The following is a 22632-nucleotide window of genomic DNA, read 5'->3' as shown; positions in this document are numbered from 1 at the left end:
GGCCCGGCGTGCGGGCGGACCGGGGGGCGGGTGCGGAAGGGGTCAGCCGCGCCCGATGTACGGCATCGCGGTGGCCATCACCGTCGCGAACTGCACGTTCGCCCCCAGCGGCAGCTCGGCCATGTGGAGCACGGTGCGCGCCACGTCGGCGGCGTCCATCACGGGCTCCACCGCGTACTGCCCGTTGGCCTGCATGATCCCGCTCTGCATGCGCTCGGTCATCTCGGTGGCCGCGTTGCCGATGTCGATCTGCCCGCACGCGATCCGGTACGGGCGCCCGTCCAGCGACAGCGACTTCGTCAGGCCGGTCATGGCGTGCTTGGTCGCGGTGTAGGCGATGGAGTTCGGCCGGGGCACGTGCGCGGAGATGGAGCCGTTGTTGATGATGCGGCCGCCCTGCGGGTCCTGGGCCTTCATCACCCGGAAGGCCGCCTGCGCGCAGAGGAAGGCGCCGGTGAGGTTGACGTCGACCACCGAGCGCCAGTCCTCGTAGGAGATGTCCTCCAGCGCGACCCCGGCCGGGCCGAAGGTGCCCGCGTTGTTGAAGAGCAGGTCGAGCCGCCCGTAGCGCTCGCGGACGGCCGCGAACAGTGCGGCCACGTCGTGCGGATCGCTCACGTCGGCCCGTACGCACAGCACGTCGGCGCCCGTGTCCGCGGCCCTGGCGGCCGCGGCGGTCTCCTCCAGCGGCTCGGTGCGGCGGCCGGCCACGGCCACCGACCAGCCGGCGGCGGCGAGGGCGAGGGCCACGGAGCGGCCGATCCCCGAGCCGGCCCCGGTCACTACGGCGGTCTTCTTCACACGTGCGTTCATGGGGCCGCAGGTTACGTCACATGCGGGCGCGGGCCCGGGACGTTCCGATTGCTGAGAGCATGGGGCGGCAGGGGTGCTAAAAAATGATGACAAGACTGGAGTTCCGCATGCCGGAGAGAGGCCCCGCGACAGCGCCCTCGAAGGACCCGTCGCCCTCGAACCCCTCCCCCACCACCACCGCGTCCCTGACGACCGCCCGCCGGACCGGACTGCTGGTCACCTTCATCCTCGGCGGGCTGACGGCGCTGCCCCCGCTGTCCATGGACATGTACCTGCCGGCACTGCCGGCGGTGACCACCGCCCTGAACAGCCCGGCCTCGACCGTCCAGCTCACCCTCACGGCCTGCCTCGCCGGCATGGCGCTGGGCCAGCTGGTCATCGGCCCGATGAGCGACAAATGGGGCCGCCGCCGTCCGCTGCTGATCGGCATGGTCGTCTACGTCCTGGCCACCGCCACCTGTGCCTTCGCCCCGACCGCCGAGCTGCTGATCGGCTTCCGCCTACTCCAGGGCCTGGCCGGGGCGGCCGCGATCGTGATCGCGCGGGCCGTCGTGCGCGACCTGTACGACGGGGTCGAGATGGCCCGGTTCTTCTCCACCCTGATGCTCATATCCGGCGTGGCGCCGATCATCGCCCCGCTCATCGGCGGCCAGGTGCTGCGCTTCGCCGACTGGCGCGGGGTGTTCGCCGTCCTGACCGTCGTCGGGGCCGTGCTGACCCTCACCGTCTGGCGGGGACTGGACGAGACGCTGCCGCCCGAACGGCGTCAGACCGGCGGTGTCGGCGCCGCGCTGCTGACGATGCGGGGGCTCTTCGCCGACCGGGTCTTCACCGGCTACACGCTGGCCGGCGGGTTCTCCTTCGCGGTGCTCTTCTCCTACATCTCCGCCTCGCCCTTCGTCGTGCAGGAGATCTACGGGGCCTCGCCGCAGACCTTCAGCCTGCTGTTCGGCATCAACTCGGTCGGCCTGATCGCGGTGGGCCAGGTCAACGGCAAGCTGCTGGTGGGCCGGGTCAGCCTGGACAAGGTCCTGGGGTACGGCCTCGCGGTCATCACCGCCGCCTCGGTGGCGCTGCTGCTGATGTCGGCCGGGGTCTTCGGCGAGGTCGGGCTCTTCCCGGTGTGCGCCGGGCTGTTCGTGCTGATGTCCGCGATGGGCCTGGTGCTGCCGAACACCAACGCGCAGGCGCTGATGCGCGCCCCGCACGCGGCCGGCTCCGCCTCCGCCCTGCTCGGCACCTCCTCCTTCCTGGTCGGGGCGGTGGCCTCGCCGCTGGTCGGGATCGCCGGTGAGGACACGGCGGTGCCGATGGCGGTGGTGCAGCTGACCTGCTCCCTCCTGGCGGTGCTCTGCTTCACCGTCCTGTGCCGCCCCTGGCGCTCCGGCTCCACCGCAGCCTGAGCCCCGGCCCCCGGGGCTCCACCGCAGCCCGAGGCACGGGACCCGGGCGGAGCCCCGGCCGTCGGCCCACGGCCGGGCCCCGGCCGTGGGCCCGGCCGTGGGCCCGGCCCCGCCCGAGGCGCGGGGACTCGGGCGGGGCTCCCCGTGGGCCCCGGCGCCGCCTCAGGCGCGGGGGCCGGGGCGGAGCCCCGCATGTCGGCCCCGGCGCCGCCCGGGGTGTGGGGTCCGGGGCCCGGCCAGGGCAGCCGCGCCGTAAACTTCGCGGGTGAACCACTCCGCCCCCACCTCCTCCGACACCCTCCGCAGCGCGCTCGCGGGACTCCTCGACGGACTCCCGCCGAAGCAGGCCACGGCCGCAGTCGACCGGCTCATCGCCAACTACCGCGGCCAGACCCCGACCAACGCGCCCGTCCTGCGGGACCGCTCGGACGTGGCGGCGTACGCGGCGTACCGGATGCCCGCCACCTTCGAGGCCGTACGGTCCGCCCTGGACGCGCTCGCCGAAGCGGCGCCGGACTGGTCCCCGGCCTCGCACGTGGACGTCGGCGGCGGTACCGGCGCCGCGGCCTGGGCGGTGGACGCCACCTGGGACGGGCCGCGGGAGACCGCGGTGCTGGACTGGGCGGACCCGGCGCTGGTCCTCGGCAAGGAGCTGGCCGCGGCTTCCTCCTCCCCCGCGCTGCGGGGCGCCGAGTGGCGGCGGACGGTCATCGGGGCCGGGCTGACGCTGCCCGCGGCGGACCTGGTGACGGTGTCGTACGTGCTGGGCGAACTCACCCCGGAGGCCCGCCGCGAGGTCATCGCCGAGGCGGCGCGGGCCGGACAGGCCGTGGTGCTCGTGGAGCCGGGCACGCCCGAGGGCTACCTGCGCGTCCGCGAGGCCCGCGACCAGCTGATCGAGGCCGGGCTGCGGGTCGCGGCGCCGTGCCCGCACGACGGGACCTGCCCGATCGAGGTCGGAAAGGACTGGTGCCACTTCTCGGCCCGGGTCAGCCGGTCCTCCCTGCACCGCAAGGTCAAGGGCGGCTCCCTCCCGTACGAGGACGAGAAGTTCAGCTACGTGGCCGCGACCCGGTTCCCGGTGGAACCGGCCGCCTCCCGGATCACGCGCAGACCGCAGATCCGGAAGGGGCTGGTCCTGCTGGAGCTGTGCGGCCCGCAGGGCGAGGGCCTGACCCGGGTCAACGTGACCAAGCGCCACGGTGACCTGTACAAGTCGGCGCGGGACGCCGACTGGGGCCAGGAATGGCCGCCTCCGCAGGAGGCGTAGGCGGCCGGGCAGCCAGGGCCGCTAGGGCCGCAGCTCCTGCGTGCAGCACTTCACGCTGCCACCTCCCTTGAGCAGCTCCCCCAGGTCCATCGGGACCGGCTCGAACCCCCGCGCCCGCAGGGGTGCGAACAGTCCGGTGGCCTCCTGCGGGAGCAGTACGTGCCGGCCGTCCGAGACGGCGTTGAGCCCGAGGGCGGCCGCGTCCTCGGCTTCGGCGATCAGCGCGTCCGGGAAGAGCCGGCGCAGTACCGCCCGGCTGCCCTCGGAGAAGGCGCCCGGGTAGTACATGATCTCGTCGCCGTCGAGCACGGACAGCGCCGTGTCCAGGTGGTAGTAGCGCGGGTCGACCAGGTCGAGACCGATGACCGGGCGGCCGAAGAACTCCTGGGCCTCGTCGTGCGAGAGCGGGCTGGAGCGGAAGCCCCGGCCCGCCAGGATGTAGGTGGCGGTGACGGCGAAGTCGCCCTCGCCCTCGTTGACGTGGGACGGCTCGTGGACGTCCTGGAAGCCGTTGCTCCGGAACCAGTCGAGATGGATCTCCGCCTCGGCGGCCCGTTCCGGATAGGCGAACCGCGCGCCCAGTACGCGGCCGTCGACGACGAGCGCGCCGTTCGCCGCGAACACCATGTCGGGCAGCTCGCGGTCGGGGACGAGGGTCTCGACGGTGTGGCCGAGGGCCCGGTAGCGGTCGCGCAGGTCCTCCCACTGGGCCTGGGCGAGGGGCAGGTCCACCGGTTTCGTGGGATCCATCCACGGGTTGATGGAGTACGTGACCTTGAAGTGTGCGGGCGGGCACATCAGGTAGCGCCGGGGTGTGGCGTCTCTGCGCAACGAAGGCTCCTCACGGTGATGAGAAGAGAATCGTCTCTCCTCCGCGCTGGCGGCGCAGTGAACTGATTGGGTGGTTTTCTGAACGGCTGAAAGACGCGAGGTACCGGGTTGGCGGGTTGCCGAAATGAGCCACGGCCCCCGCGCGCGCCCTGACCGGGGCCGCTGACGTACCGGTGGCTGCTGCGCACGGCGCCGCTCACGCACGCGTATGCGGACGCGCTCGTGGACTCGGTTCTGGGCGGGGCGGGCGCGGCGCCCGGCCGGGGACCTGACCGGGCCCTGACCAGGGCCCTGACCAGGGGCGGGACCGCGGTGGGCCCGGGCGGGGCCGGTGTGGCGGCGGACGTGGGAAAGGTCATGACCCACCCATGGCCGAGAACATACGGCCGAATTCTGTGGTTATGTGGGAGCCCGGACCGGGGGGTGCGGTCACCCGTCACCCAGGATGGTGGGACCATGTGAGGGTCTGCCGGGGCAACGGTGTAGGTGAGGGGATAGATGGGGTCTGAGTCGGGCCGCGTCAAACGCGGCGAGCAGAGCAGGATTTCCCAGTGGCTGCGCCGCAAGCCGAAACCCGACGCCGAGGACCCCGGACGAGAACGCGAGGCCCTGCTGCTGGCCGCCGCCGCGGCGGGTCTGCCGCTCTCGCCGGCCGCACATCCGGCCGGCTACCGATGTTCGTGCGACCGGATCGGCTGTCCGACGCCCGCACGGCATCCCATCTCCTTCGCCTGGCAGACGCAGTCCACGACGGACCGTGCGCAGATCGAGCGCTGGGCGCACAATCAGCCCTCGGCCAACTTCATCACCGCGACGGGCATGGTCCACGACGTGCTGGACGTGCCGCTGGAGGCGGGCCGCAGCGCGCTGGAGCGACTGCTGGCCGCCGGCATCGAGGTGGGCCCCGTCGCCGAGTCGGGCGGTACGGGCGACCAGGCCCGGATGCTCTTCTTCACGGCCACCCGCGGAACGCCCGAGGACGAGGACGAGTGGTGGCCCTGCGAACTGGACTGCCACCCCGAGACGATGGACGAGCACCCCGGACTGCGCTGGCACTGCCGCGGCAGCTACGTACTGGTGCCGCCGGCCGCCCTCCCCGGTGACCTGTCGGTGGCCTGGCTGCGCGGCCTGGAGCACCCGCTCGTCGACCCGCTGACCCTGCTGGAGACGCTGACGGACGCGTGCGCCACGTACGCGGGCACCAGCGGCCACGCCCCGGCGGCGGTGGCCTGGCCCCTGGGCCGTTAGTCCGCCCCTTTCGGATCTTGTCGGTCGAGCCTGCGGCGCGATCCGAAAGGGCCGGCCGCTTCCCCCAGGGCCGGCCTCGTATCCCGGGGGCCGGCCGTGGCCCCGGGCCGGTCGGCGGCCCGGGGGACGGCGAGCCGCCGGATCAGTGGATCTGGGTCACGACCACGTCGAGCGACCAGGCCTTGCCCGCCTTCGCGGGGGCCTCGGCCTCCACCGTGAAGCCCAGGTCGCGCAGGGCCGTCACGAGCTCCGCCGGGGAGGCGGGCACCGCCCGCGCCGACAGCAGGTCGCGGACCAGGCGGCCCTTGGTGGCCTTGTTGAAGTGGCTCACCACCGACCGCTTCTCCACGCCGTCGACCAGCTGCGAGTGCAGCACCCGGACCGTGGCCGTCCGCCCCGCCACCTCGCCCTTCGGCTTCCACGCGGAGGCGTACGCGGAGGACCGCAGGTCCAGGACCAGGCCCTCCCCCGCCGCCTGCGGCATCACCGAGGCCATCGGTTCGCGCCAGAACGCGCCGAGCGCCCCCAGCCCCGGCAGCTTCACGCCCATCGAACAGCGGTAGGAGGGGATGCGGTCCGCGACGCCGACCGCTCCCCACAGGCCCGAGAAGACCAGCAGGGATTCGGAGGCCAGGGACGCCGCCGCGGGCGTCAGGGTCGACAGGCCCAGCGCGTCGTAGAGGACGCCCGTGTAGATCTCCCCCGCCGGGCGGGCCACCGCGGTCAGCAGCTCCGTGTTCTTGGCGACCTCACCGCGCAGGCCCTCGCTCAGACCCAGGACCTCACGGGCCTTGAGCTCGTCGCCCACGCACAGCTCGACCAGCTCCTCCAGCACCGCCGCCCGCGCCGCGGCCAGCCCCGGCAGCGACAGCGTTTCCGGCTTCAGCGGTGCGCCGGAGCCGCCGGCGGCCTTTCCTTCGGACGGCGGCAGCAGCACGAGCACGGTGGTTCTCCTTCGGACGGGCACGGCACAGCGGCGGGGGTGCGGCCCCGAACCAGGGTAGACGGCTCACCGTGCCGCCCGGGCCCACCGGCCATAGGCTCGGCTCATGCCACGCCGTCACATGATCATGACCGGCGCAGACGGGACTGCCCTGCGGGCCGCGCTGCGTGAACTGCGGACGAAGCTGGAGGTGCCGGAGGAGTTCCCGGCGCCGGTACTCGCCGAGGCGGAGCGGGCGGTGCGCAACCCGGTCCTGCCGGAGTTCGACGCCACCGATCTCCCCCTCTTCACCATCGATCCCCCGACCTCGCGCGATCTGGACCAGGCCATGCACCTGGCGAAGCGTTCCTCCGGTGGCTACCGCGTGCACTACGCCATCGCCGACGTCGCCGCCTACGTCACCCCCGGCGGCGCCCTCGACGCCGAGGCCCACCGCCGGGTCACCACCCTCTACTTCCCCGACGAGAAGGTACCGCTGCACCCGGCCGTCCTCTCGGAGGGCGCGGCCAGCCTGCTCCCCGACGAGACCTGCCCGGCCCTGCTGTGGCGGCTCGACCTGGACGCCGAGGGCCGGGTGGAGCACACCGACGTCCGCCGCGCACGGGTGCGCAGCCGGGCCAAGCTCGACTACGACGGCGTGCAGAAGGCCATCGACGCGGGCACCGCCGAGGAGCCGCTGGCCCTGCTGAAGGAGATCGGGCGGCTCCGCGAGGCGCTGGAGGCGGAGCGCGGGGGCATCTCGCTGAACGTCCCCGAGCAGGAGATCGTGGAGCACGGAGGCTCGTACACCCTGGCCTACCGGGCCCCGCTCCCGGCCGACGGCTGGAACGCGCAGATCTCCCTCATGACCGGCATGGCGGCCGCCGAGCTGATGCTCGCCGCCGGGTCCGGCATCCTGCGGACCCTGCCGTCCGCCCCCGACGGGGCGGTCGGACGGCTGCGCCGGGCCGCGAAGGCACTGCGGATCGAGTGGCCGCACCACGTCCCGTACGCGGAGCTCGTGCGCGGGCTCGATCCGCACGTGCCCGCCCACGCCGCCTTCCTCCAGGAGTGCACGGCCCTGCTGCGCGGCGCCGGCTACACCGTCTTCACCGGCGGCGAGACCCCGGACCCCGTCCTGCACGCGGCGGTCGCGGCCCCGTACGCCCACTGCACCGCGCCGCTGCGCCGGCTCGTCGACCGGTACTCGGGTGAGCTGTGCGTGGCCGCGGTCGCGGGAACCGAACCCCCCGGGTGGGCGCTGACCGCGCTGGCCACCCTGCCGAAGGAGATGGCGGACGGCACCCGGCTGGCGAACACCGCGGAGCGGGAGGCCGTGGACCTGGTGGAGGCGGCGCTGCTCAAGGACCACGTCGGGGAGACCTTCGAGGCGACGGTCATCGACGTCAAGGAGCGGGAGCCGCTGGTGGGCACGGTCCACCTGGAGGACCCGGCGGTGGTCGGCCGCATCGAGGCGACCGCCGGGACGCTGCCGCTGGGCGAACGGATCAGGGTCCGGCTGACGGAGGCGGACCCGGGGCGGGCGAAGGTGCTCTTCGCCCCGGCCTAAGCCGGGGCCCGCCGGGAACGCGGCGCGGCCGGTCCCCCGCTGGTGCGGGGCGACCGGCCGCGTGCCTGACCGCCTGCCCGTCGTGGGCCGGGTGCGCGGATCAGGAGTAGACGTTCCAGTTGAGGGTGCCGCTCCAGGTGAGCCTGGTCTCGCTGAGGTCGGCCGCGGCCGCCAGGCAGAAGACGGTGCCCGCCTTGAAGTTGGAGCCGATCAGGTGCCGGCGGCCGTCGTTCACCTCCACGTCCGCGCCGTGCACGGAGCGGTCGTCGCACTTGTACCACTTGACCTTCGTGCCCAGGCCGAGGCTGTTGATCTGGAGGTACACGTTGGAGCCGTTGGCGGTGATCGTGCGCCCGGTCCCGTAGTACGTGTAGCTCCCGCCGACCGTGCCGGAGACGTTCGTGGAGGACGCGTACGCCGGTCCGGCGGCGAGGGCGAGCGCGCCGGCCAGAGCGGCGCCGGTGACGAGGACCTTGCTCTTGGTGCCGTGGAGGATGCGCATGGTTGTGGGGGCTTCCTGTGTGAGGGGTGGTCAGGACTTCGGGGGTCAGCGGTCGGTGGCCGCCGCCGCGGCGGCGGCCGCGGCGGGGCCGGGCCGCATCAGTAGTCCCCGGTGCATTCGACCTGGTTGTCGTTGTCCCAGACCCCGCACGCCCAGGCCTTCACGTCCTTGTCGTTGATCATCACGCTGAAGTAGGTACCGCCGCCGGACGGGCCGTTGGTCGTGTACTTCTTGCCCTGGTTGTTCTTGATGTCGATGTGCGAACCCTTCGGCGCGTTGGGGAACCGTCCCCAAGCGGCCCGGCAGGAGGGGCTGTAGCGCAGTTCCACGCCCCGGAACGGGCCGGTCAGCACGGTGCGGGCGTCGTTCTGGCAGGTGGTGTTGGCCGGGTTGAGCCCGTTGCAGGTGGCGCCGAGACAGCTGGTGGCGGCGGAGGCGGCCGGGGCGCTCATCAGGCCCCCGGCGACCAGGGCGGCCGTGGTCAGCGCGACGGACAGCTTGTGCTTGGTGGTGGACTTCATCAGATCTCCTCGGACGTGCGGAATGGGACGTGGCGGGGCTCAGTGGGGCGGGGCGGGGCGGGAGGCGGGGCGGGGCGGGAGGCTGGGCGGGGCGGGAGGCTGGGCGGGGTGCCGGCCTGCGGCGGGGCCGCCGCGGATCAGGCGCTGGCCGCGTTGGTGCAGGCCGTGGCGCCGCCGCAGAAGGTGATGTCGAAGTGGTTGCTCTCGCGGGCGTAGACGTTGCCCGCCGAGGAGCGCCAGCGCTCCGCACCGTCGCTGCGGGTGGAGATCTTCGTGAAGCTGTTGTGGATGTAGTTCGTGATGCAGGTGTTCGGGTTGATGTCCGCCTTGTAGCCGTTGTAGTGGCTGTAGGTGCCCGCCGCGTGGCCCACCTCGGTGCCGCCGGTGACGTTGATGGCGCAGCCGCTGGCGCTCTTGAGGGTCTTGAGCCCGTCCACCGTGGCCTGGTTGATCTGGTCGTACGAGGTGCAGGTGCCGTTCGAGCGGGTGGTGCAGCCCCCGCTGGAGGAGTGCGTGACCCCGGCTCCGCCGAGGGCGGAGGCCGCCGCGGACTGGGACAGCTTGGAGACGGCGAAGGCGTTCCCGGGCAGGGCCAGGACGGCCGCGGCGGCGATGGAACCGGCCGTGAGGGTGGCGCGGCGCAGGTTGGTACGCATGGTCATGTCCTTTGCTAGACGGATGAACCGGGTGGGTGCGGGCACACGGGTGCCCGGAGGGATTTCGCTGAGGGGGTGCGGGGCGGTGCGGCCCAGTACCGGTGCGGCCCAGTACCGGTGCGGCTTAGTACCAGTGCGGCGAGCGGGCCTTCCAGGTGTCGTAGGCCTTGCACGGGGTCCCGTACCGCTCGTCGATGTACTTCAGGCCCCACTTGATCTGGGTGACCGGGTTGTTGGCCCAGTCCCCGCCGCTCGCGGCCATCTTGTTGCCGGGCAGCGACTGTGGGATTCCGTACGCCCCGCTGCTGGGGTTGGTGGCGTACACCTTCCAGTTGCTCTCGCCGATCCACAGGCTCTTCAGGCAGCCGAACTGCGCGGAGACGGTCCAGTCGTGCGCCCCGAACTGGCTCTGCGCGACCTGGTAGAGGGTGCGCGGGACGCCCATCTCCGACATCGTGGCCGGACCGGCGATCCCGTCGGCGCCCTCGCCGTGCGCGCCCTGCCAGCGTTTGACCGCCGCCTTGGTGCCGTCGCCGTAGAGTCCGTCCGCCGCGACGCCCGCCTTGCGCTGGAACGCCTCGACCTGGCGGTGCAGGGCGAGTTCGCTGCGGTCGCCGTAATCGCCGTCCTCGGCGAGGCCGTTGTCCTGCTGGAACTCCTTGAGCGCGGCCCGGGTGCCGGGGCCGTCGACCCCATCCACGGCGCCGGATGCGAGGTAGCCGAGGCCGGCCAGGTTGGTCTGCTCCCAGCGCACCGTGTCGACGGCGTGCGCCTGGGCGGCGCCGAGTACGGGGACGAGCAGGGCCGCGGTGAGCAGTGCGGCGGCCGTGGCGGGTATCCGGCGGCGGAACGCGGCGGGGGTGCTGCTGGCTCTCACTGGGTGGCCTTCCTTGACTGGTTCTCACTGGGGGGTCGGCGAATCGGGCGTGCCGAAGGGGGTGGTGGCGCCGGGGGCATCGGCGGTGCCGTGGATGTCGAGAGGGAGGTCCCGCGCCGCCCAGCCGGTCAGCAGCGGGGAGGTGGCGAGGGCTCGCCGTACGCAGTGCAGTGCCGCGGAGCGGGCCTGTTGCGCGGAATCGGCGAGGCAGTAGAGGACCAGGTCGGCCCGGCCGTGCGTGGTCAGTACGGTCACGTGTTCGGGACGGTCGGCCGGGTGGGCGCAGGCCCACAGCACGTCGGTGAGCAGGGCCGGGTCGAGGCGTTGGTTCGGTGCCCCGGGGCTCGCTGTCAGTTCGACCGCCGCCATCGTGAGGTGCATGCGGCGTCAGTCCCAGATGAGGCCGAAGAAGGCGAAGAGCATGGCGGGCCACTTCCTTTCGTATCCGTTGCCGGTGGCGCTTCTTTCCTTGCTTTCGGCCCGTGTTCTCCGGCCGCAGCAGAAGCATCGCCGCCGCCCGGTACCCCCCGGAAGGCGTTCGGGGTGAGAGCAAGTGGTCCTGAACGCTTGGTGTCACGGAGCCCGTCTGCCGGACCGCTATGGCCATTGCGCCCCGGGGGCTGCCATCATCGGCCGACCGCGCGGTACGACCGGCCGCACAACAGCGGAGGGAGGGCCCGGACATGGGTTCCGTCGATGTGATCGATGTGGTCGACCTGCGCGGAGCGCCGCCCGCTCCCGCATCGGGCAACCGCTCGGCCCGGCGCCGCCGGCCGGCCGTCCCCCTGCGCCCGCTCGTCATCAACTACACGGGATTCCAGACCGAGTTCACCGCCCCGAGGCGTCGGCTGGAACTCCCCACGGGCTGCGTGACGCTGGTCTTCAACTTCTCCGAGGGCCTGTGGGTGACGCGCACGGAGGACCTCGGCACGACCGGGCTCCGGCCCGCCCCCCGGGCCATGATCAGTGGCCCGCGCACGGTCCCGGCGATCGGGGTGCACGCGGGCGTGGTGTACGGGATGGAGGTGAACATGACGCCGCAGGGCTGCTACCGGCTGTTCGGCGTGCCGATGTGGCACTTCGAGGACGCGCACGTGGACCTGGAGGAGGTCCTCGGAGCGCAGGGCCGGTACCTGGCGGAACGGCTCCAGGCGCTCGGCTCATGGGCGGAACGCTTCGCCCTGCTCGACGAGGTGCTCTGCGCCCGCCTCGCGTACGCCCCCGCGCCCACCCCCGAGGTCTGCGGGGCGCTCTCCCGCCTCTGGACGGACAGCCGTTCCCTGACCCGGGTGAGCGCCGCGACGGGGTGGAGCGCCCGCACCGTGCGCGCCCGCTTCCGCGAACAGGTGGGCCTCTCCCCCAAGGCCATGGCCCGGGTGTTCCGGCTGCAGCACGCACTGCGGATGCTGGCGGCGGGAACGGCCGCCGCGCAGGTGGCCGCGGCGTGCGGCTACCACGACCAGGCGCACCTGAGCCGCGAGGTGAAGGCGATGACGGGGCTGCCGCCTTCGCAGTTCGTCCGCCTGCGCGGCGGCCTGGCACCGGGGTCGGTCCTGGACCGGATGCCGGGCCGGATCAGCAGCGTGCTGCTATCGGGCTGAGCCGCCCCGTCCGGGTGCTCGGTAGCGGGCCGCGGACGCCAGGGGCCCGTAGTGGCGGCCCCTGACGGGCCGGAGGGGGTTTCCGTGGAAGCCGTACTCCTCGTGGCGCCGGGTGTGTACGGCCGCGTCCTCCACGAGGGTGCGGACGTTGGGTGCCGGGGCGCCGTACGCTCCGCGCGAGGAGCGGGAGTTCACCCGCCGGGACCGCCGCCCGTCCCCGATCGGCCCGCTTCCGGTGGCGGGCGCGCCGATTTTGACAAGACAGGCGCGCGGCGGCTTGTCACGCTCGGCGCACGACTCCTCGTCCCCCACGGAGGATCACCTTGTTCGCGACGCTCGGGCTCGATCCCGCCACCGATGCCGTCTACCGACTGATGGCCACCCGCCCCGAGGGCTGGGGCGTCGAGCAGATCGCCGCGCACCTCGGGAGTCCGGAGACGGACGTGCGGGAGGCCCTGGACCGGCTCGCCGAGGCCTCGCTGCTGCGCCGCTCCCGGGCGGTACCCGGCACCTGGCGGGCGGTCAGCCCGGAGCTCGGCATGCAGCTGATGCTCCGCCGCCACCAGGAGGAACTGGACCGGCGGCAGCGGGAGATCGCCGAGAGCCACGAGACGGTGTCCCGGATGATCTCCGGCCTGCGCCGGGACCCCGGCCCGGAGGCGTCCGGGGAGGGTGCGGACGGCGGGGCGGAGCGGCTGATCGGCATCGACGCCGTGCAGGCCCGCCTCGAACTCATCGCGGACCGGGCCGAGTCGGAGATATGCACCTTCATGCCGGGCGGCGGCCAGTCCGCGGCCGCCATCGAGGCGGCCCGTGAGAACGACACGCAGCTGATGTCGCGCGGGGTCGGCGTCCGCACGGTCTGTCTCGACAGCGTCCGCGGCAACCCGCCGACCCTGGACTACGCCCGCTGGCTCACCGACAACGGCGGCGGCGTACGGACCGTGCCCACCCTCCCGCTGCGCATGATCCTGGTCGACCGGGCCCACGCCCTGGTGCCGCTGGACCCGGCCGACACCCGCGCGGGCGCCGTCGTACTGCGGCTGCCCGGCGCGGTCGCGGCACTGACGGCCCTCTTCGAGCAGGTCTGGGAGGCCTCGCTGCCGCTGGGCTGCGACCGGCCGCGCGACGAGTGCACCGGCCTGACCCCGCCCGAGCGGGAGCTGCTGCGGCTGCTGAGCCAGGGCATGACCGACGAGGCGGCCGGCCACCAGCTGGGGGTCTCGCTGAGCACGGTCCGCCGCTCCATGGCGGCCCTGATGGAACGGCTCGGCGCGCGCAGCCGCTTCGAGGCGGGCCTGCGCGCCTCGCAGCGCGGGTGGCTCTGACGGGGGCCGGGGGGACAGGCCGGGGGGGGACAGGCGGGGGGACAGGCCGGGGGGCATGGACAGCACTGCGGCAGCCCGTCACGGGGGTGTGGGCTGCCGCAGTGCGCCGACCAGCGTGTCGACCAGGGCACGGGGCTCGTCCGCGTGGAAGCGCAGCACGCGGGCCTCGGCGCGGACGCCGAGCGGGCGGCGGAAGGCCAGCGGGCGGGCCAGTTCCACCGTGACGGTGGTCTGGCTGCCGACGATCAGGTCGAGCACCCCGTCCTCGGAGAGGGTGACGAGCCGGCCCTCGGGGTAGCGCCGGTCCACCCGGACCGAGGCCACCGCGTCCGGCGGGACGGTCAGGTCGAAGAGGGCCCCGTAGCGGATGCGCAGGGTCCCGTCGGGACGCACGACGTGCGGGCGGGTGACGCAGGCGGCGTGCATCGCGAGCACCAGCACCACCCCGTACACGTCGAGGACGAGCACCACCCGGTGGACGGCCGGCCAGGGGATCAGGACGGCCAGCCCGACCGTCTCGATCAGGGAGACGAACAGCAGGCCGTACATCATGGCCGTCTGCGGCCCGGTGTACGCGGCCGCGTGGTCCGCGGGGCGCACCCCGTGCGGCGGCCTCCGCAGCGCCCACCGGCCCAGCGCGGCGCCCGCGCGCAGCTCGTGCAGCAGCAGGCGGCGTACGGGCCGGGGCACGACCGCCCGCAGCGCCGCGCGGCGGGCCGTGCGGGGATCGGCGCCGCGGGCGCGCGAGGCGGCGTACAGGGAGTACAGGACGCGGCCCTCCAGCAGGAGGACCGCGCACACCAGCGCCTCGGCGGCACCGAGGACCCAGCCGGGCGGCCGGACGCCCGCCACCAGGCACACCAGCAGAGCCAGCTCCCCGGGTAACACGGCGGCCACCGCCACCCGCGCCGCGCGTACCGCGCTCATCCCCGCCCCCTGATCCTGCCGGTCCTGCCGGTCCTGCCGGTTCCTCCGTCGGAACGGTCGTTCCTGACGATGTCCGTGCACTCCGCCATCACCCGGCGGACGACCTCCGCCTGCGCCGGGGCGTACTCCGCGAGCAGGGCCTCCATGAAGCCCGGCGCGTCCGTCCTGCCGTCGCCGGCCGGGATCGCCGCGAACGCCCCGGCGGGCACCGCTGCCACCAGCTCCGCGGCGAGCGGGCCGATCCGCGGATCGTCGACCGCCGCGTCGGCGAGCTCGTCGAGCCTCTCGTACAGCCCGAGCACGGCCGGATCGGCGGCGACCGTGCCGAGGGCGGCGTAGAGCTCCTCCCCCACGGCCCCGGACGCGTCCAGCAGGCTCAGGTGCTCGCGGTCGAGCGCGGCGGACGGCGAGGCCGTCGCGGGCGCCCTGGCGAGCAGCGCGGCGAGCGCGGGCGAGACGGGCTCGACCTCCCCCGGCGGGGCGGCGAGCAGCACGGCCAGGCGCCGCCTGCGCTCGGCCAGTTCGGCCTCCTGACGGGCGAGGTCGGCATCGAGCTCCTCCAGTACGTCGGCCAGCTCGCGCCCCGCGTCGTCCGCGAGCACGTCGCGCACCTCGTCGAGGCTCAGCCCGAGCTCGGTCAGCCGGCGTACTCGGGCCAGCCGGACGGCGTCGCGCACGCTGTAGGCGCGGTAGCCGTTGGGCCGCCGGTCCGGCTCCGGGAGCAGGCCGACGTGGTGGTAGTGCCGGATCGCCCGGGTGGTGACCCCGACGAGCGCGGCGATCTCTCCGATGCGCATACGGGCAAGTAGAAACCCTGCCGCTGCGTCAAGGTCAAGTCGCGATGACGCAGCCGGTAACATGGTCGGCACGACAGACGAGTCGGCTGGACGGCCGCGTCGGGATCCCCGGATCCCGCCGAGGAACGTCCGGGCTCCACAGGGCAGGGTGGTGGCTAACGGCCACCCGGGGTGACCCGCGGGACAGTGCCACAGAAAACAGACCGCCTGGGGCTTCGGCCCCCGGTAAGGGTGAAACGGTGGTGTAAGAGACCACCAGCGCCTGAGGTGACTCAGGCGGCTAGGTAAACCCCACCTGGAGCAAGGTCAAGAAGGGCCGTTTTCGGACGGCCCTGCGCGAACGTCCGAGGGCTGCCCGCCCGAGTTCGCGGGTAGACCGCACGAGGCCGGCGGCAACGCCGGTCCTAGATGGATGGCCGTCTCCCCGGTGACCGCGAGGTCTCCGGGCGACAGAACCCGGCGTACAGGCCGGCTCGTCTGTTGTCTTCGACGCGTACGACGACGAGGCCCCCGCCCGGTACCGGGTGGGGGCCTCGTCGTGTGTCCGGGCCTCGTCGGGTGTCCGGGCCCCGTCGGGTGTCCGGGCCCCGTGGGTCAGCGCAGGTGGGACGTGTCGTTCAGGAGGCGGACCGAGGCGTTGCCGTCCGCGTAGTAGGCCACCGCCGACAGGGAGGCCGCCGACAGTTCCATGCGGAACAGTGCCTCCGGCGGGGCGCCCAGGGCGAGCCGGACCAGGATCTTGACCGGCGTCACGTGCGAGACGAGCAGGACCGTGCGGCCCGCGTGCTCGGCGAGCAGCCGGTCCCGGGTCGCCGAGATGCGGCGGGTGGCGGTCTGGAAGCTCTCGCCGCCGCCCGTGGGGGCGGCCCGCGGGGAGTCCAGCCACGCCTGGAGGTCCTCCGGGAAGCGCTCGCGCGCCTCCGCGAAGGTCAGCCCCTCCCACGCGCCGAAGTCGACCTCGCGCAGCCCCTCTTCGACGGTGACCTCGAGCCCGAGCCGGTCGGCGACGGCCTGCGCGGTCTCCCGGCAGCGCCGCAGCGGGGAGCTGATCACCGTCTCGATGGTGCCGCGCGCGGCCAGTGACTCCGCGACCGCGGCGGCCTGGCGGCGGCCCGCTTCGGAGAGCTCCGGGTCGCTGCCGCCGCTGCCGGAGAAGCGCTTCTGCGGGGTGAGCGCGGTCTCTCCGTGGCGCAGCAGCACGAAGGTGGCCGGGGCACCCAAGTCCGGGCCCCAGCCGACGGTGGGCGCGGCCGCGCTCTGGTCGGCGGCCCGGCCGGGCCGCGGCGGCGTGGACGGTGCCGGTCCCGCCGGGCTGGAGCCGGGCTCCGCGAAGAGGGTGTCGGCCCCTGCGTCCACGAGCGCCGGCGCGGTGGCCGACGTACGGGACGGGGAGGAGGCGAGGGCGGCCCGGACGGCCGCGGCGCCCGCCGCGGCGTCGCCCGGGGGGCCCGCCGGAGGAGGGGTCGCCAGGGCGCGCGCCGCCGAGGCGTCCAGTGCGGCCGAGGAGTTCGCGGGCTCCCACTGCTTGCCGCGCTTGCCCGCGTCCATCGCCTCGTTGGCGAGCCGGTCCGCGTGCTTGTTCTGCTCGCGCGGGATCCACTCGTACGTCACCTGCGCGCGCGGCAGGACCTTCGCCGCCTCGGCCGCGAGCGGCTTCATGTCCGGGTGCTTGATCTTCCAGCGGCCCGACATCTGCTCGACGACGAGCTTGGAGTCCATCCGTACGAGGACCAGCGCGTCCGGGTCCAGCTCGCGGGCGGCCCGCAGCCCGGCGATGAGGCCCTTGTACTCGGCCACGTTGTTCGTCGCGACGCCGATGTACTCCGCGCGCTCGGCCAGCGTCTCGCCCGTCGCCGGGTCGAGGACGACGGAGCCGTAGCCGGCGGGCCCCGGGTTGCCCCGGGAGCCGCCGTCGGCTTCCACAACGAACTTCGGCATCAGATGCCCGCGTCGGCCATGCGGACCAGGATGCGGCCGCAGCTCTCGTGGCGGACGACCTCGTCGCGGGCGGCGGCCTTGATCTCGTTGACCTCGGCGAGGTCGAGCTCCAGGCGGCAGCCCTCGCAACGGCGCTGCGAGAGGCGGGCGGCGCCGACGCCGCCCTGCTTGGCGCGGATCTTCTCGTACAGGGCGATCAGCGCGGCCGGCATCGTGGAGACGATGACCTCGCGGTCCTTGGCGATGCCCGCGGCCTCGGCGTCGAGCTCGCCGGTGGCGGCGTCACGGCGCGCGGTGGCGTCGGCCAGCTTGGACTCCAGCGAGGCGACCCGGTCGGTCAGCTCGTTGACGCGCTCGGTGGCGCTCTCCATGCGCTCCATGACCTCGAGGACCACGTCCTCCAGGTCGCCCTGGCGCTTGGCGAGGGAGACGACCTCGCTCTGCAGGTTGGCCAGGTCGCGGGCCGAGATGCCGGCGCCCGAGTCCAGGCGGGCCTGGTCGCGGGCGGCGCGCTGGCGCACCTGGTCCACGTCCTGCTCGGCCTTGGTCTGCTCGCGGGCGGCGTCGCTCGCCTGCGTCTGGGCGGCGACGAGGAAGTCCCGCTGCTGGGTGAGGTCCGAGGCCAGCGAGTCGACCTCGGCGTGCTCGGGCAGCGTGTTGCGCTTGTGGGTGAGCTGAGACAGCCGGACGTCCAGGGCCTGGACGTCGAGAAGTCGGATCTGGTCGGCGGGCTCGGCGTTCAGTTGGGGGCTCCAGGGTTGTGAGAAGGGGGTGTCACGGACGGCGCGTGCGCCGTCCAGGGGTCGGTGACCGTGCGCGAGACGTGGGTGCGAAGGCCCCAGCCGTTGCGCTCGGAGATGGCGTCGAGCTGGGCCGCGGCCTGCTCGCACCAGGGCCATTCGGTGGCCCAGTGGGCGGCGTCGACGAGGGCGAGCGGGTTCTGCTCGCGGGCCTCGGACACCGGGTGGTGGCGCAGGTCGGCGGTGACGTAGGCGTCGACGCCCGCGGCGCGCACCTGCGCGAAGAGGCTGTCGCCGGAGCCGCCGCTGACGGCGACGGTGCGGATCAGCGCGTCGGGGTCGCCGGCCACGCGGATGCCCTGGGCGGTGGGTTGGAGCCAGGCGGCGGCGCGCGCGGTGAACTCGCGCAGCGTCTCGGGACGGTCCAGTTCGCAGATCCGGCCGAGGCCGCGGCGCCCGGCGGGGTCGGTCGGGTCGGGGACCAGCGGGCCGGTGACGCGCAGGTCGAGGGCGCCGGCGAGGGCGTCCGAGACGCCCGGGTCGGCGCTGTCGGCGTTGGTGTGGGCGACGTGCAGCGCGATGTCGTTCTTGATCAGCGTGTGCACGACGCGGCCCTTGAAGGTGCCGGCCGCGACGGTGGTGGTGCCCCGCAGGTAGAGGGGGTGGTGGGTGACCAGGAGGTCGGCACCCAGCTTCACCGCTTCGTCGACGATCTCCTGGACGGGGTCGACGGCGAACAGGACCCGGGAGACCTCGGCGTCGGGGTCGCCGCAGACGGTGCCGACGGAGTCCCACTCCTCGGCCCGCGAGGGGGGCCACAGAGCGTCCAGCGCGGCGATGACTTCAGAGAGACGGGGCACGGGCCAAGGCTACCGTCCGTGGCGACCGGCCCGGCTCTTCCCGTCCCATCCCCGGGCCGATGCGGATACTGTCTGCGGCGGCAGGGGAAACGGGGGGATCCATGCGTGCCGGAGAAGTGCTCGACGCCCGATATGAGCTGGTCCGACGCCTGGATGTGGGCGGCATGGGCGAGGTCTGGGAGGGCGTCGACCGGCGCATCCGCCGCAAGGTCGCGATCAAGCTGATCCGCGAGGAGGCCGATCCGGCGCTGGTCCCGGAGCTGGTGTCCCGGCTCGGCCGCGAGGCGACGGCCGCGGGACGGCTCGCGCACCCGCACATCGTCGCCGTGTACGACTACAACAGCGTGGCGCAGGACGACGTACCGCTCGTCTACATCGTGATGGAGCTCGTACGGGGCCGCTCGCTCGCGGAGTAGCTCGCGCAGCGGCTGCCCGCACTCCCCCAGGCGCTGGCCTGGGCCGAGCAGATCGCGCTGGCCCTGGAGTCGGCGCACGGCCCGGAGGCCGGGGTGGTCCACCGCGACCTGAAGCCCGGCAACGTGATGGTCACCTACGGCGGGCTGGTCAAGCTGCTGGACTTCGGGATCGCCCGCTTCCTGGAGGACAACGACACCCACCACACGAAGCTCACCGGTGCCCGGATGGTCGGCACCCCCGCCTACATGGCGCCCGAACAGTGCGAGGGCCGGCCGGTGGACGGGCGGACCGACCTGTACGCCCTGGGCTGCCTGCTCTACACGATGCTCACCGGGCGGCCTCCGTTCACCCTGGACCGGGGCCTGCTCCAGGTCATGTACCAGCAGGTGCACGAGGTTCCGCCGCCGCCGAGCGAGTACCGGCCGGTCCCGGCGCCCGTGGACCGGCTGGTCATGGACCTGCTGGCCAAGGATCCGGCGGACCGGCCGGCCGACGCCGCGCAGGTGGTGGACCGGCTGCGCGGGCTGAGCCGGGCGCTCGCGGCGGCCGCCGCGCCGGCGGCTCCCCCGGGGGCGGCGTTTCCCGGGGCGGGGGCCGCGGGTGCGTACGTGCCGACCGAGCCGGACCTGCCGCCGCCCCCGCCGCCCGCGGCGGCCGCAGGGGTGGAGGAGGACGGGGAGGACGGGGACTTCGACGAGGTGCTGGAGGGCGAGTACGCCGATCCCGACCCCGGCGAGGTCTTCAGCGCCCGGATGCGGGCCGCGCTGGTGGAGCGCGGCCGGGTGGCGCGCGCCGAGGACGACCCGGGCATCGCGCGGCTGGCCCTGGGCGATCTCCTCGCCGACACCATCCGGCTGTTCGGCCCCGAGGACCCGCTGACGTGGAGTTCGGCTTCGACCTGGCCTGCGCCTGCGCCCGCGACGGACTCTTCGGGGAGGCCTCCGCGCTGCTCGGCGAGATCGTGCCGCGCATGGCTTCCCTGTACGGGCCCGAGGACCGGCGCACCCTCTACGCCCGCTGCCTGCTGCCCTGGTACCTGGGCAGCGCGGGCGCCGGACGGGAGGCCGCCGGGCTCTACGGCGACATCGTGCGCGATCTGCGCCGGGTGCTCGGGGAGAGCGACAGCCTCACCCTGCACACCCGCTACCAGCACGTCGTCCAACTGGGCAGGGCCGGTGACGACGTCGGCGCGGTCCAGCTGTGGCTCTCCCTGATCCCGCGGCTGGACGCCGAGCAGCGGACGGTGGGGGCGCTGGGCACGGACGCGCGGCGCGAACTGTGCGACTGCGTCCTGCGGCTGCGGGGAAACACGGAGGCGGCCGGCCGGCTGCGGATGCTCGTACCGAATCTGGTGCACCTGCTGGAGGCCGGGCTGGGGCAGACGTACGCGGCCCGGATCGTGATGGTCGGGTGGATCGGGGACGTGGGCACCGCGCAGGAGACGCTGCCCGCCTGGCGGGTGCTGATCAGCGACTGCACCGCGGCGCTCGGGGAGGAGCATCCGCTGACCCTGCTGGCCCGGTTCCGGCTCGCCGAGCACACGGAGGCCGCGGGCCTGGCGGCGGAGGCGCGCGCGCTGCTCGTGGAGCTGCTGCCGGCGCTCACCGAACAGCAGGGCCCGGCCGGGGAGCTGGTGCTACGGGCCCGCTACCTGCTGGCGCTGACCGCGCGGGCACTCGATCCGGCGGCGGACCTCGCGCAGTGGGAGGCGCTGGCGCCGGACCTGGAGGCGCTGCTCGGGAGCGGGGACCGGCTGACGGTGGACGCCTGGTTCCGCCTGGCGCTGGCACTGGCCGCGCAGGACCGGCCGGCGGAGGCGCTGCCGCTGCTGGACTCCGTACTGGTGCGCAGGGGCGAGCTGTTCGGGGCCGACGAGCCGGTCACCCTGCGGGGGCGGTGCGCGCAGGTGGAGGCGGTGCACGGGGAGGGCGTGGCGCGTCCGCTGTGGCGGGAGCTGCTGGCGGAGCTGACGCGGGCGCTGGGCGGCCGGCACGACCTGACCCGCGAGGTGCGGCGGCGGCTGGGACTGGCGCCCGGGCCCGGGGAGGCGCTGCGGGCGGACGGGCTCGGGGTGCGGACGGTACGCGCCACGTGAGGGGCGGCGTGAGCGACCAGGCGACGGGCGGTGTGAGCGACCAGGCGACCGGCCGCGTGACTGACCACGTGACCAACCACGCGACCGGCCGCGTGACCGCTACTTGACCAGGAAGCTCCGCAGGTCGTCGAGGACCTTGTCGGCGGCGGTCACGCCGAGGCCCAGGTACCAGGTCTCGTCGGGGACGTCCTTCGCCCGGCCCTGCTTGACGGCCTCCAGGCCCTTCCACAGCGGGTTGTCCTCGGCGGAGTCGCGCTTGGTCTTGTCCTTGGCCCCGTAGACGCCGGTGAAGATCCAGTCGGCGGCGGCCTCGTCCATGCGCTCGGGGCTGATCTCCACCGCGAGGTCCTCGACCTGCTGGTTCTGCGGGCGCGGGATGCCGGAGTCCTTCAGGATCGTGCCGATGAAGGAGGCGCCGGCGTACAGGCGGGTCTTGCCCGGCATGTAGCGCAGCATCGTGACGGTCGGCTTCTTCTCGCCGAGGTCGTCCCCGAGCTTCTTCGCCTTGGCCTGGTAGGCGTCGAGCTTGGCCCTGGCCTCGGCGGTCTTGTCCAGGGCGGCCGCGTTGAGGAGGTAGTTCTCCTTCCACGGGAAGCCGGGGCGGATGGAGAAGACGGTGGGGGCGATCTTCGAGAGCGCCTCGTACTTGTCCGCGGAGCGCAGCCGGCTGCCGAGGATCAGGTCGGGCTTGAGGGCGTTGATCGCCTCGAGGTTGAGGTTGTTGATGGTGCCGACGGACTTGGGCTCGCCCGCGTCCTTCTTCAGGTAGGCGGGGATGCCCTCGTCGCCCTCGGTGGGCGCGTAGCCGACGGGCTGCACGCCGAGGGAGACCACGTTGTCCAGCTCGCCGACGTCGAGGACGACGACCCGCTTGGGTGCGGCCTTGAGCTCGGTGGAGCCCATGGCGTGGGTGAGGGTGCGCGGGAACTGCCCGGCCGCCGCGGTGGTCCCGAAGGCCGCCGTCTTCTTCGCCGCCTCCGAGAAGTCCTTGCCGCCCTGGGCGGCGGCCTTCTTCTCGGTGCCGCCTGCGGCCCGGGCGTCCTTGCCCGCCTTGTCGTCCTGGCCGCCGCAAGCGGTGAGGACGAGTGCGGCGGCTGCGGCGAGGGCGACGGCGGCTGATCCGCGGCGTCGGAGGGACATGGGACGTCTCCTGGGGATGGGGAGCGGGCAAAGTCTGGAAAAGGCGGTTAGGTATGCCTAATCGGCCTCCTCACCCTAAACGCCCCGATATCGCACAGCACAATCGCCGCCTTCCGCACAGTCGAATCACCACCCCTCCACCCATATGTGTGAAGCGAGGGTTGTCGCGTTGTCCA

20 protein-coding genes, 1 other RNA gene and 3 pseudogenes are annotated in these 22632 nt (G+C 73.7%); 10 read left to right on the top strand and 14 right to left on the bottom strand.

The genetic code is table 11. The features are described 5' to 3' along the window. Window positions 1-42: 42 nt before the first annotated feature. Window positions 43-813, bottom strand: coding sequence for an SDR family oxidoreductase (locus OG904_RS21810; protein ID WP_405493448.1), 771 nt, complete (start codon window positions 811-813; stop codon window positions 43-45). A 107-nt stretch (window positions 814-920) separates the two neighbouring features. Between OG904_RS21810 and OG904_RS21805 the strand changes: the two genes are divergently transcribed. Together OG904_RS21805 and OG904_RS21800 are read left to right on the top strand one after the other, a co-directional pair. After that, window positions 921-2216, top strand: coding sequence for a Bcr/CflA family multidrug efflux MFS transporter (locus OG904_RS21805; RefSeq protein WP_405493446.1), 1296 nt, complete (start codon window positions 921-923; stop codon window positions 2214-2216). Window positions 2217-2481: 265 nt separating this feature from the next. After that, window positions 2482-3486, top strand: a complete 1005-nt coding sequence (locus OG904_RS21800) for a small ribosomal subunit Rsm22 family protein (RefSeq protein ID WP_405493444.1) — start codon at window positions 2482-2484, stop codon at window positions 3484-3486. A gap of 21 nt (window positions 3487-3507) precedes the next feature. Here OG904_RS21800 and ddaH read toward each other — a convergent pair. Then, a pseudogene (ddaH, locus tag OG904_RS21795) lies at window positions 3508-4344 on the bottom strand (dimethylargininase); the annotation flags it as partial. 129 nt (window positions 4345-4473) lie between these two features. Between ddaH and OG904_RS21790 the strand changes: the two are divergent. Both OG904_RS21790 and OG904_RS21785 read left to right on the top strand, forming a co-directional pair. Further along, window positions 4474-4575: pseudogene (locus OG904_RS21790) on the top strand (TetR family transcriptional regulator); the annotation flags it as partial. A gap of 240 nt (window positions 4576-4815) precedes the next feature. Continuing rightward, window positions 4816-5565: a bifunctional DNA primase/polymerase gene (locus OG904_RS21785; protein WP_405493442.1), complete on the top strand. Its 750-nt coding sequence runs from the start codon at window positions 4816-4818 to the stop codon at window positions 5563-5565. A 142-nt stretch (window positions 5566-5707) separates the two neighbouring features. Here the strand turns inward: OG904_RS21785 and yaaA are convergent, their stop codons facing one another. Further along, window positions 5708-6508, bottom strand: coding sequence for a peroxide stress protein YaaA (gene yaaA, locus OG904_RS21780; RefSeq protein ID WP_405493440.1), 801 nt, complete (start codon window positions 6506-6508; stop codon window positions 5708-5710). Between the two features lie 106 nt (window positions 6509-6614). Here yaaA and OG904_RS21775 point away from each other — a divergent pair, with 106 nt between their 5' ends. Continuing rightward, window positions 6615-8057: an RNB domain-containing ribonuclease gene (locus OG904_RS21775; RefSeq protein ID WP_405493438.1), complete on the top strand. Its 1443-nt coding sequence runs from the start codon at window positions 6615-6617 to the stop codon at window positions 8055-8057. A gap of 100 nt (window positions 8058-8157) precedes the next feature. Here OG904_RS21775 and OG904_RS21770 read toward each other — a convergent pair whose 3' ends face one another. From OG904_RS21770 to OG904_RS21750, 5 genes are all read right to left on the bottom strand, one after another. Continuing rightward, the gene (locus OG904_RS21770; protein ID WP_405493436.1) at window positions 8158-8559 is read right to left on the bottom strand and encodes a hypothetical protein; all 402 of its coding nucleotides are present in this window, start codon (window positions 8557-8559) and stop codon (window positions 8158-8160) included. Between the two features lie 98 nt (window positions 8560-8657). Then, window positions 8658-9080, bottom strand: a complete 423-nt coding sequence (locus OG904_RS21765) for a DUF2690 domain-containing protein (protein ID WP_405493434.1) — start codon at window positions 9078-9080, stop codon at window positions 8658-8660. A gap of 137 nt (window positions 9081-9217) precedes the next feature. Then, entirely contained in the window at window positions 9218-9742 is a 525-nt protein-coding gene (locus OG904_RS21760; protein WP_405493432.1) for a hypothetical protein, read from the bottom strand. Window positions 9743-9860: 118 nt separating this feature from the next. Then, on the bottom strand, window positions 9861-10613 hold the full coding sequence (locus tag OG904_RS21755; protein WP_405493430.1) for a peptidoglycan-binding protein: 753 nt from the start codon (window positions 10611-10613) through the stop codon (window positions 9861-9863). A gap of 24 nt (window positions 10614-10637) precedes the next feature. Then, window positions 10638-10994 (bottom strand): hypothetical protein, encoded by a 357-nt coding sequence (locus OG904_RS21750; protein WP_405493428.1) that lies wholly within the window; start codon window positions 10992-10994, stop codon window positions 10638-10640. A gap of 302 nt (window positions 10995-11296) precedes the next feature. Here OG904_RS21750 and OG904_RS21745 point away from each other — a divergent pair, with 302 nt between their 5' ends. Both OG904_RS21745 and OG904_RS21740 read left to right on the top strand, forming a co-directional pair. Then, the gene (locus OG904_RS21745; protein ID WP_405493426.1) at window positions 11297-12214 is read left to right on the top strand and encodes a helix-turn-helix domain-containing protein; all 918 of its coding nucleotides are present in this window, start codon (window positions 11297-11299) and stop codon (window positions 12212-12214) included. A gap of 323 nt (window positions 12215-12537) precedes the next feature. Further along, window positions 12538-13542 carry a LuxR C-terminal-related transcriptional regulator gene (locus tag OG904_RS21740; protein WP_405493423.1) on the top strand — a complete coding sequence of 335 codons (1005 nt, stop codon included), beginning with the start codon at window positions 12538-12540 and terminating at the stop codon, window positions 13540-13542. A gap of 78 nt (window positions 13543-13620) precedes the next feature. Here OG904_RS21740 and OG904_RS21735 read toward each other — a convergent pair whose 3' ends face one another. Further along, window positions 13621-14469, bottom strand: coding sequence for a hypothetical protein (locus OG904_RS21735; RefSeq protein ID WP_405493421.1), 849 nt, complete (start codon window positions 14467-14469; stop codon window positions 13621-13623). Further along, window positions 14466-15266 carry a MerR family transcriptional regulator gene (locus OG904_RS21730; protein ID WP_405493419.1) on the bottom strand — a complete coding sequence of 267 codons (801 nt, stop codon included), beginning with the start codon at window positions 15264-15266 and terminating at the stop codon, window positions 14466-14468. Before OG904_RS21730 ends, OG904_RS21735 begins: the two co-directional genes overlap by 4 nt. 78 nt (window positions 15267-15344) lie before the next feature. Here OG904_RS21730 and rnpB point away from each other — a divergent pair. Next, window positions 15345-15746, top strand: an RNA gene (rnpB, locus tag OG904_RS21725) — RNase P RNA component class A. A gap of 114 nt (window positions 15747-15860) precedes the next feature. Here rnpB and OG904_RS21720 read toward each other — a convergent pair. Genes OG904_RS21720 through OG904_RS21710 form a run of 3 tightly spaced genes read right to left on the bottom strand, consistent with a single transcriptional unit; the run spans window position 15861 to window position 18804 of the window. Next, window positions 15861-17204: a bifunctional RNase H/acid phosphatase gene (locus OG904_RS21720; protein ID WP_405493417.1), complete on the bottom strand. Its 1344-nt coding sequence runs from the start codon at window positions 17202-17204 to the stop codon at window positions 15861-15863. Beyond that, window positions 17204-17947, bottom strand: coding sequence for a zinc ribbon domain-containing protein (locus OG904_RS21715; RefSeq protein ID WP_405498179.1), 744 nt, complete (start codon window positions 17945-17947; stop codon window positions 17204-17206). Before OG904_RS21715 ends, OG904_RS21720 begins: the two co-directional genes overlap by 1 nt. Continuing rightward, on the bottom strand, window positions 17944-18804 hold the full coding sequence (locus OG904_RS21710) for a Nif3-like dinuclear metal center hexameric protein (RefSeq protein ID WP_405493415.1): 861 nt from the start codon (window positions 18802-18804) through the stop codon (window positions 17944-17946). The genes OG904_RS21715 and OG904_RS21710 overlap by 4 nt, the downstream gene beginning before the upstream one ends. A 59-nt stretch (window positions 18805-18863) precedes the next feature. On the opposite strand from OG904_RS21710, the pseudogene OG904_RS21705 reads away from it, so the two are divergent. Next, a pseudogene (locus OG904_RS21705) lies at window positions 18864-19715 on the top strand (serine/threonine-protein kinase); the annotation flags it as partial. A 476-nt stretch (window positions 19716-20191) separates the two neighbouring features. Then, window positions 20192-21316, top strand: coding sequence for a hypothetical protein (locus OG904_RS21700; protein ID WP_405498415.1), 1125 nt, complete (start codon window positions 20192-20194; stop codon window positions 21314-21316). Between the two features lie 99 nt (window positions 21317-21415). Here OG904_RS21700 and OG904_RS21695 read toward each other — a convergent pair whose 3' ends face one another. Beyond that, complete coding sequence (locus tag OG904_RS21695; RefSeq protein WP_405493413.1) at window positions 21416-22456, bottom strand: ABC transporter substrate-binding protein; 1041 nt, start codon at window positions 22454-22456, stop codon at window positions 21416-21418. Window positions 22457-22632: the final 176 nt, after the last annotated feature.

It is taken from the genome of Streptomyces sp. NBC_00096 (assembly GCF_045041305.1).
GTDB lineage: Bacteria > Actinomycetota > Actinomycetes > Streptomycetales > Streptomycetaceae > Streptomyces.
This window is presented reverse-complemented; position numbering and strand designations above follow the sequence as displayed.

Excerpts from the sequence above, each read along its gene's own strand:
- OG904_RS21695 (WP_405493413.1), bottom strand. The coding sequence starts at position 22,456 with ATGTCCCTCCGACGCCGCGGATCAGCCGCCGTCGCCCTCGCCGCAGCC.
- OG904_RS21760 (WP_405493432.1), bottom strand. The coding sequence starts at position 9,742 with ATGACCATGCGTACCAACCTGCGCCGCGCCACCCTCACGGCCGGTTCC.
- OG904_RS21730 (WP_405493419.1), bottom strand. The coding sequence starts at position 15,266 with ATGCGCATCGGAGAGATCGCCGCGCTCGTCGGGGTCACCACCCGGGCG.
- OG904_RS21750 (WP_405493428.1), bottom strand. The coding sequence starts at position 10,994 with ATGCACCTCACGATGGCGGCGGTCGAACTGACAGCGAGCCCCGGGGCA.
- OG904_RS21770 (WP_405493436.1), bottom strand. The coding sequence starts at position 8,559 with ATGCGCATCCTCCACGGCACCAAGAGCAAGGTCCTCGTCACCGGCGCC.
- OG904_RS21775 (WP_405493438.1), top strand. The coding sequence starts at position 6,615 with ATGCCACGCCGTCACATGATCATGACCGGCGCAGACGGGACTGCCCTG.
- OG904_RS21745 (WP_405493426.1), top strand. The coding sequence starts at position 11,297 with ATGGGTTCCGTCGATGTGATCGATGTGGTCGACCTGCGCGGAGCGCCG.
- OG904_RS21765 (WP_405493434.1), bottom strand. The coding sequence starts at position 9,080 with ATGAAGTCCACCACCAAGCACAAGCTGTCCGTCGCGCTGACCACGGCC.
- OG904_RS21805 (WP_405493446.1), top strand. The coding sequence starts at position 921 with ATGCCGGAGAGAGGCCCCGCGACAGCGCCCTCGAAGGACCCGTCGCCC.
- OG904_RS21810 (WP_405493448.1), bottom strand. The coding sequence starts at position 813 with ATGAACGCACGTGTGAAGAAGACCGCCGTAGTGACCGGGGCCGGCTCG.
- OG904_RS21720 (WP_405493417.1), bottom strand. The coding sequence starts at position 17,204 with ATGCCGAAGTTCGTTGTGGAAGCCGACGGCGGCTCCCGGGGCAACCCG.
- OG904_RS21785 (WP_405493442.1), top strand. The coding sequence starts at position 4,816 with ATGGGGTCTGAGTCGGGCCGCGTCAAACGCGGCGAGCAGAGCAGGATT.
- OG904_RS21700 (WP_405498415.1), top strand. The coding sequence starts at position 20,192 with ATGGCTTCCCTGTACGGGCCCGAGGACCGGCGCACCCTCTACGCCCGC.
- OG904_RS21735 (WP_405493421.1), bottom strand. The coding sequence starts at position 14,469 with ATGAGCGCGGTACGCGCGGCGCGGGTGGCGGTGGCCGCCGTGTTACCC.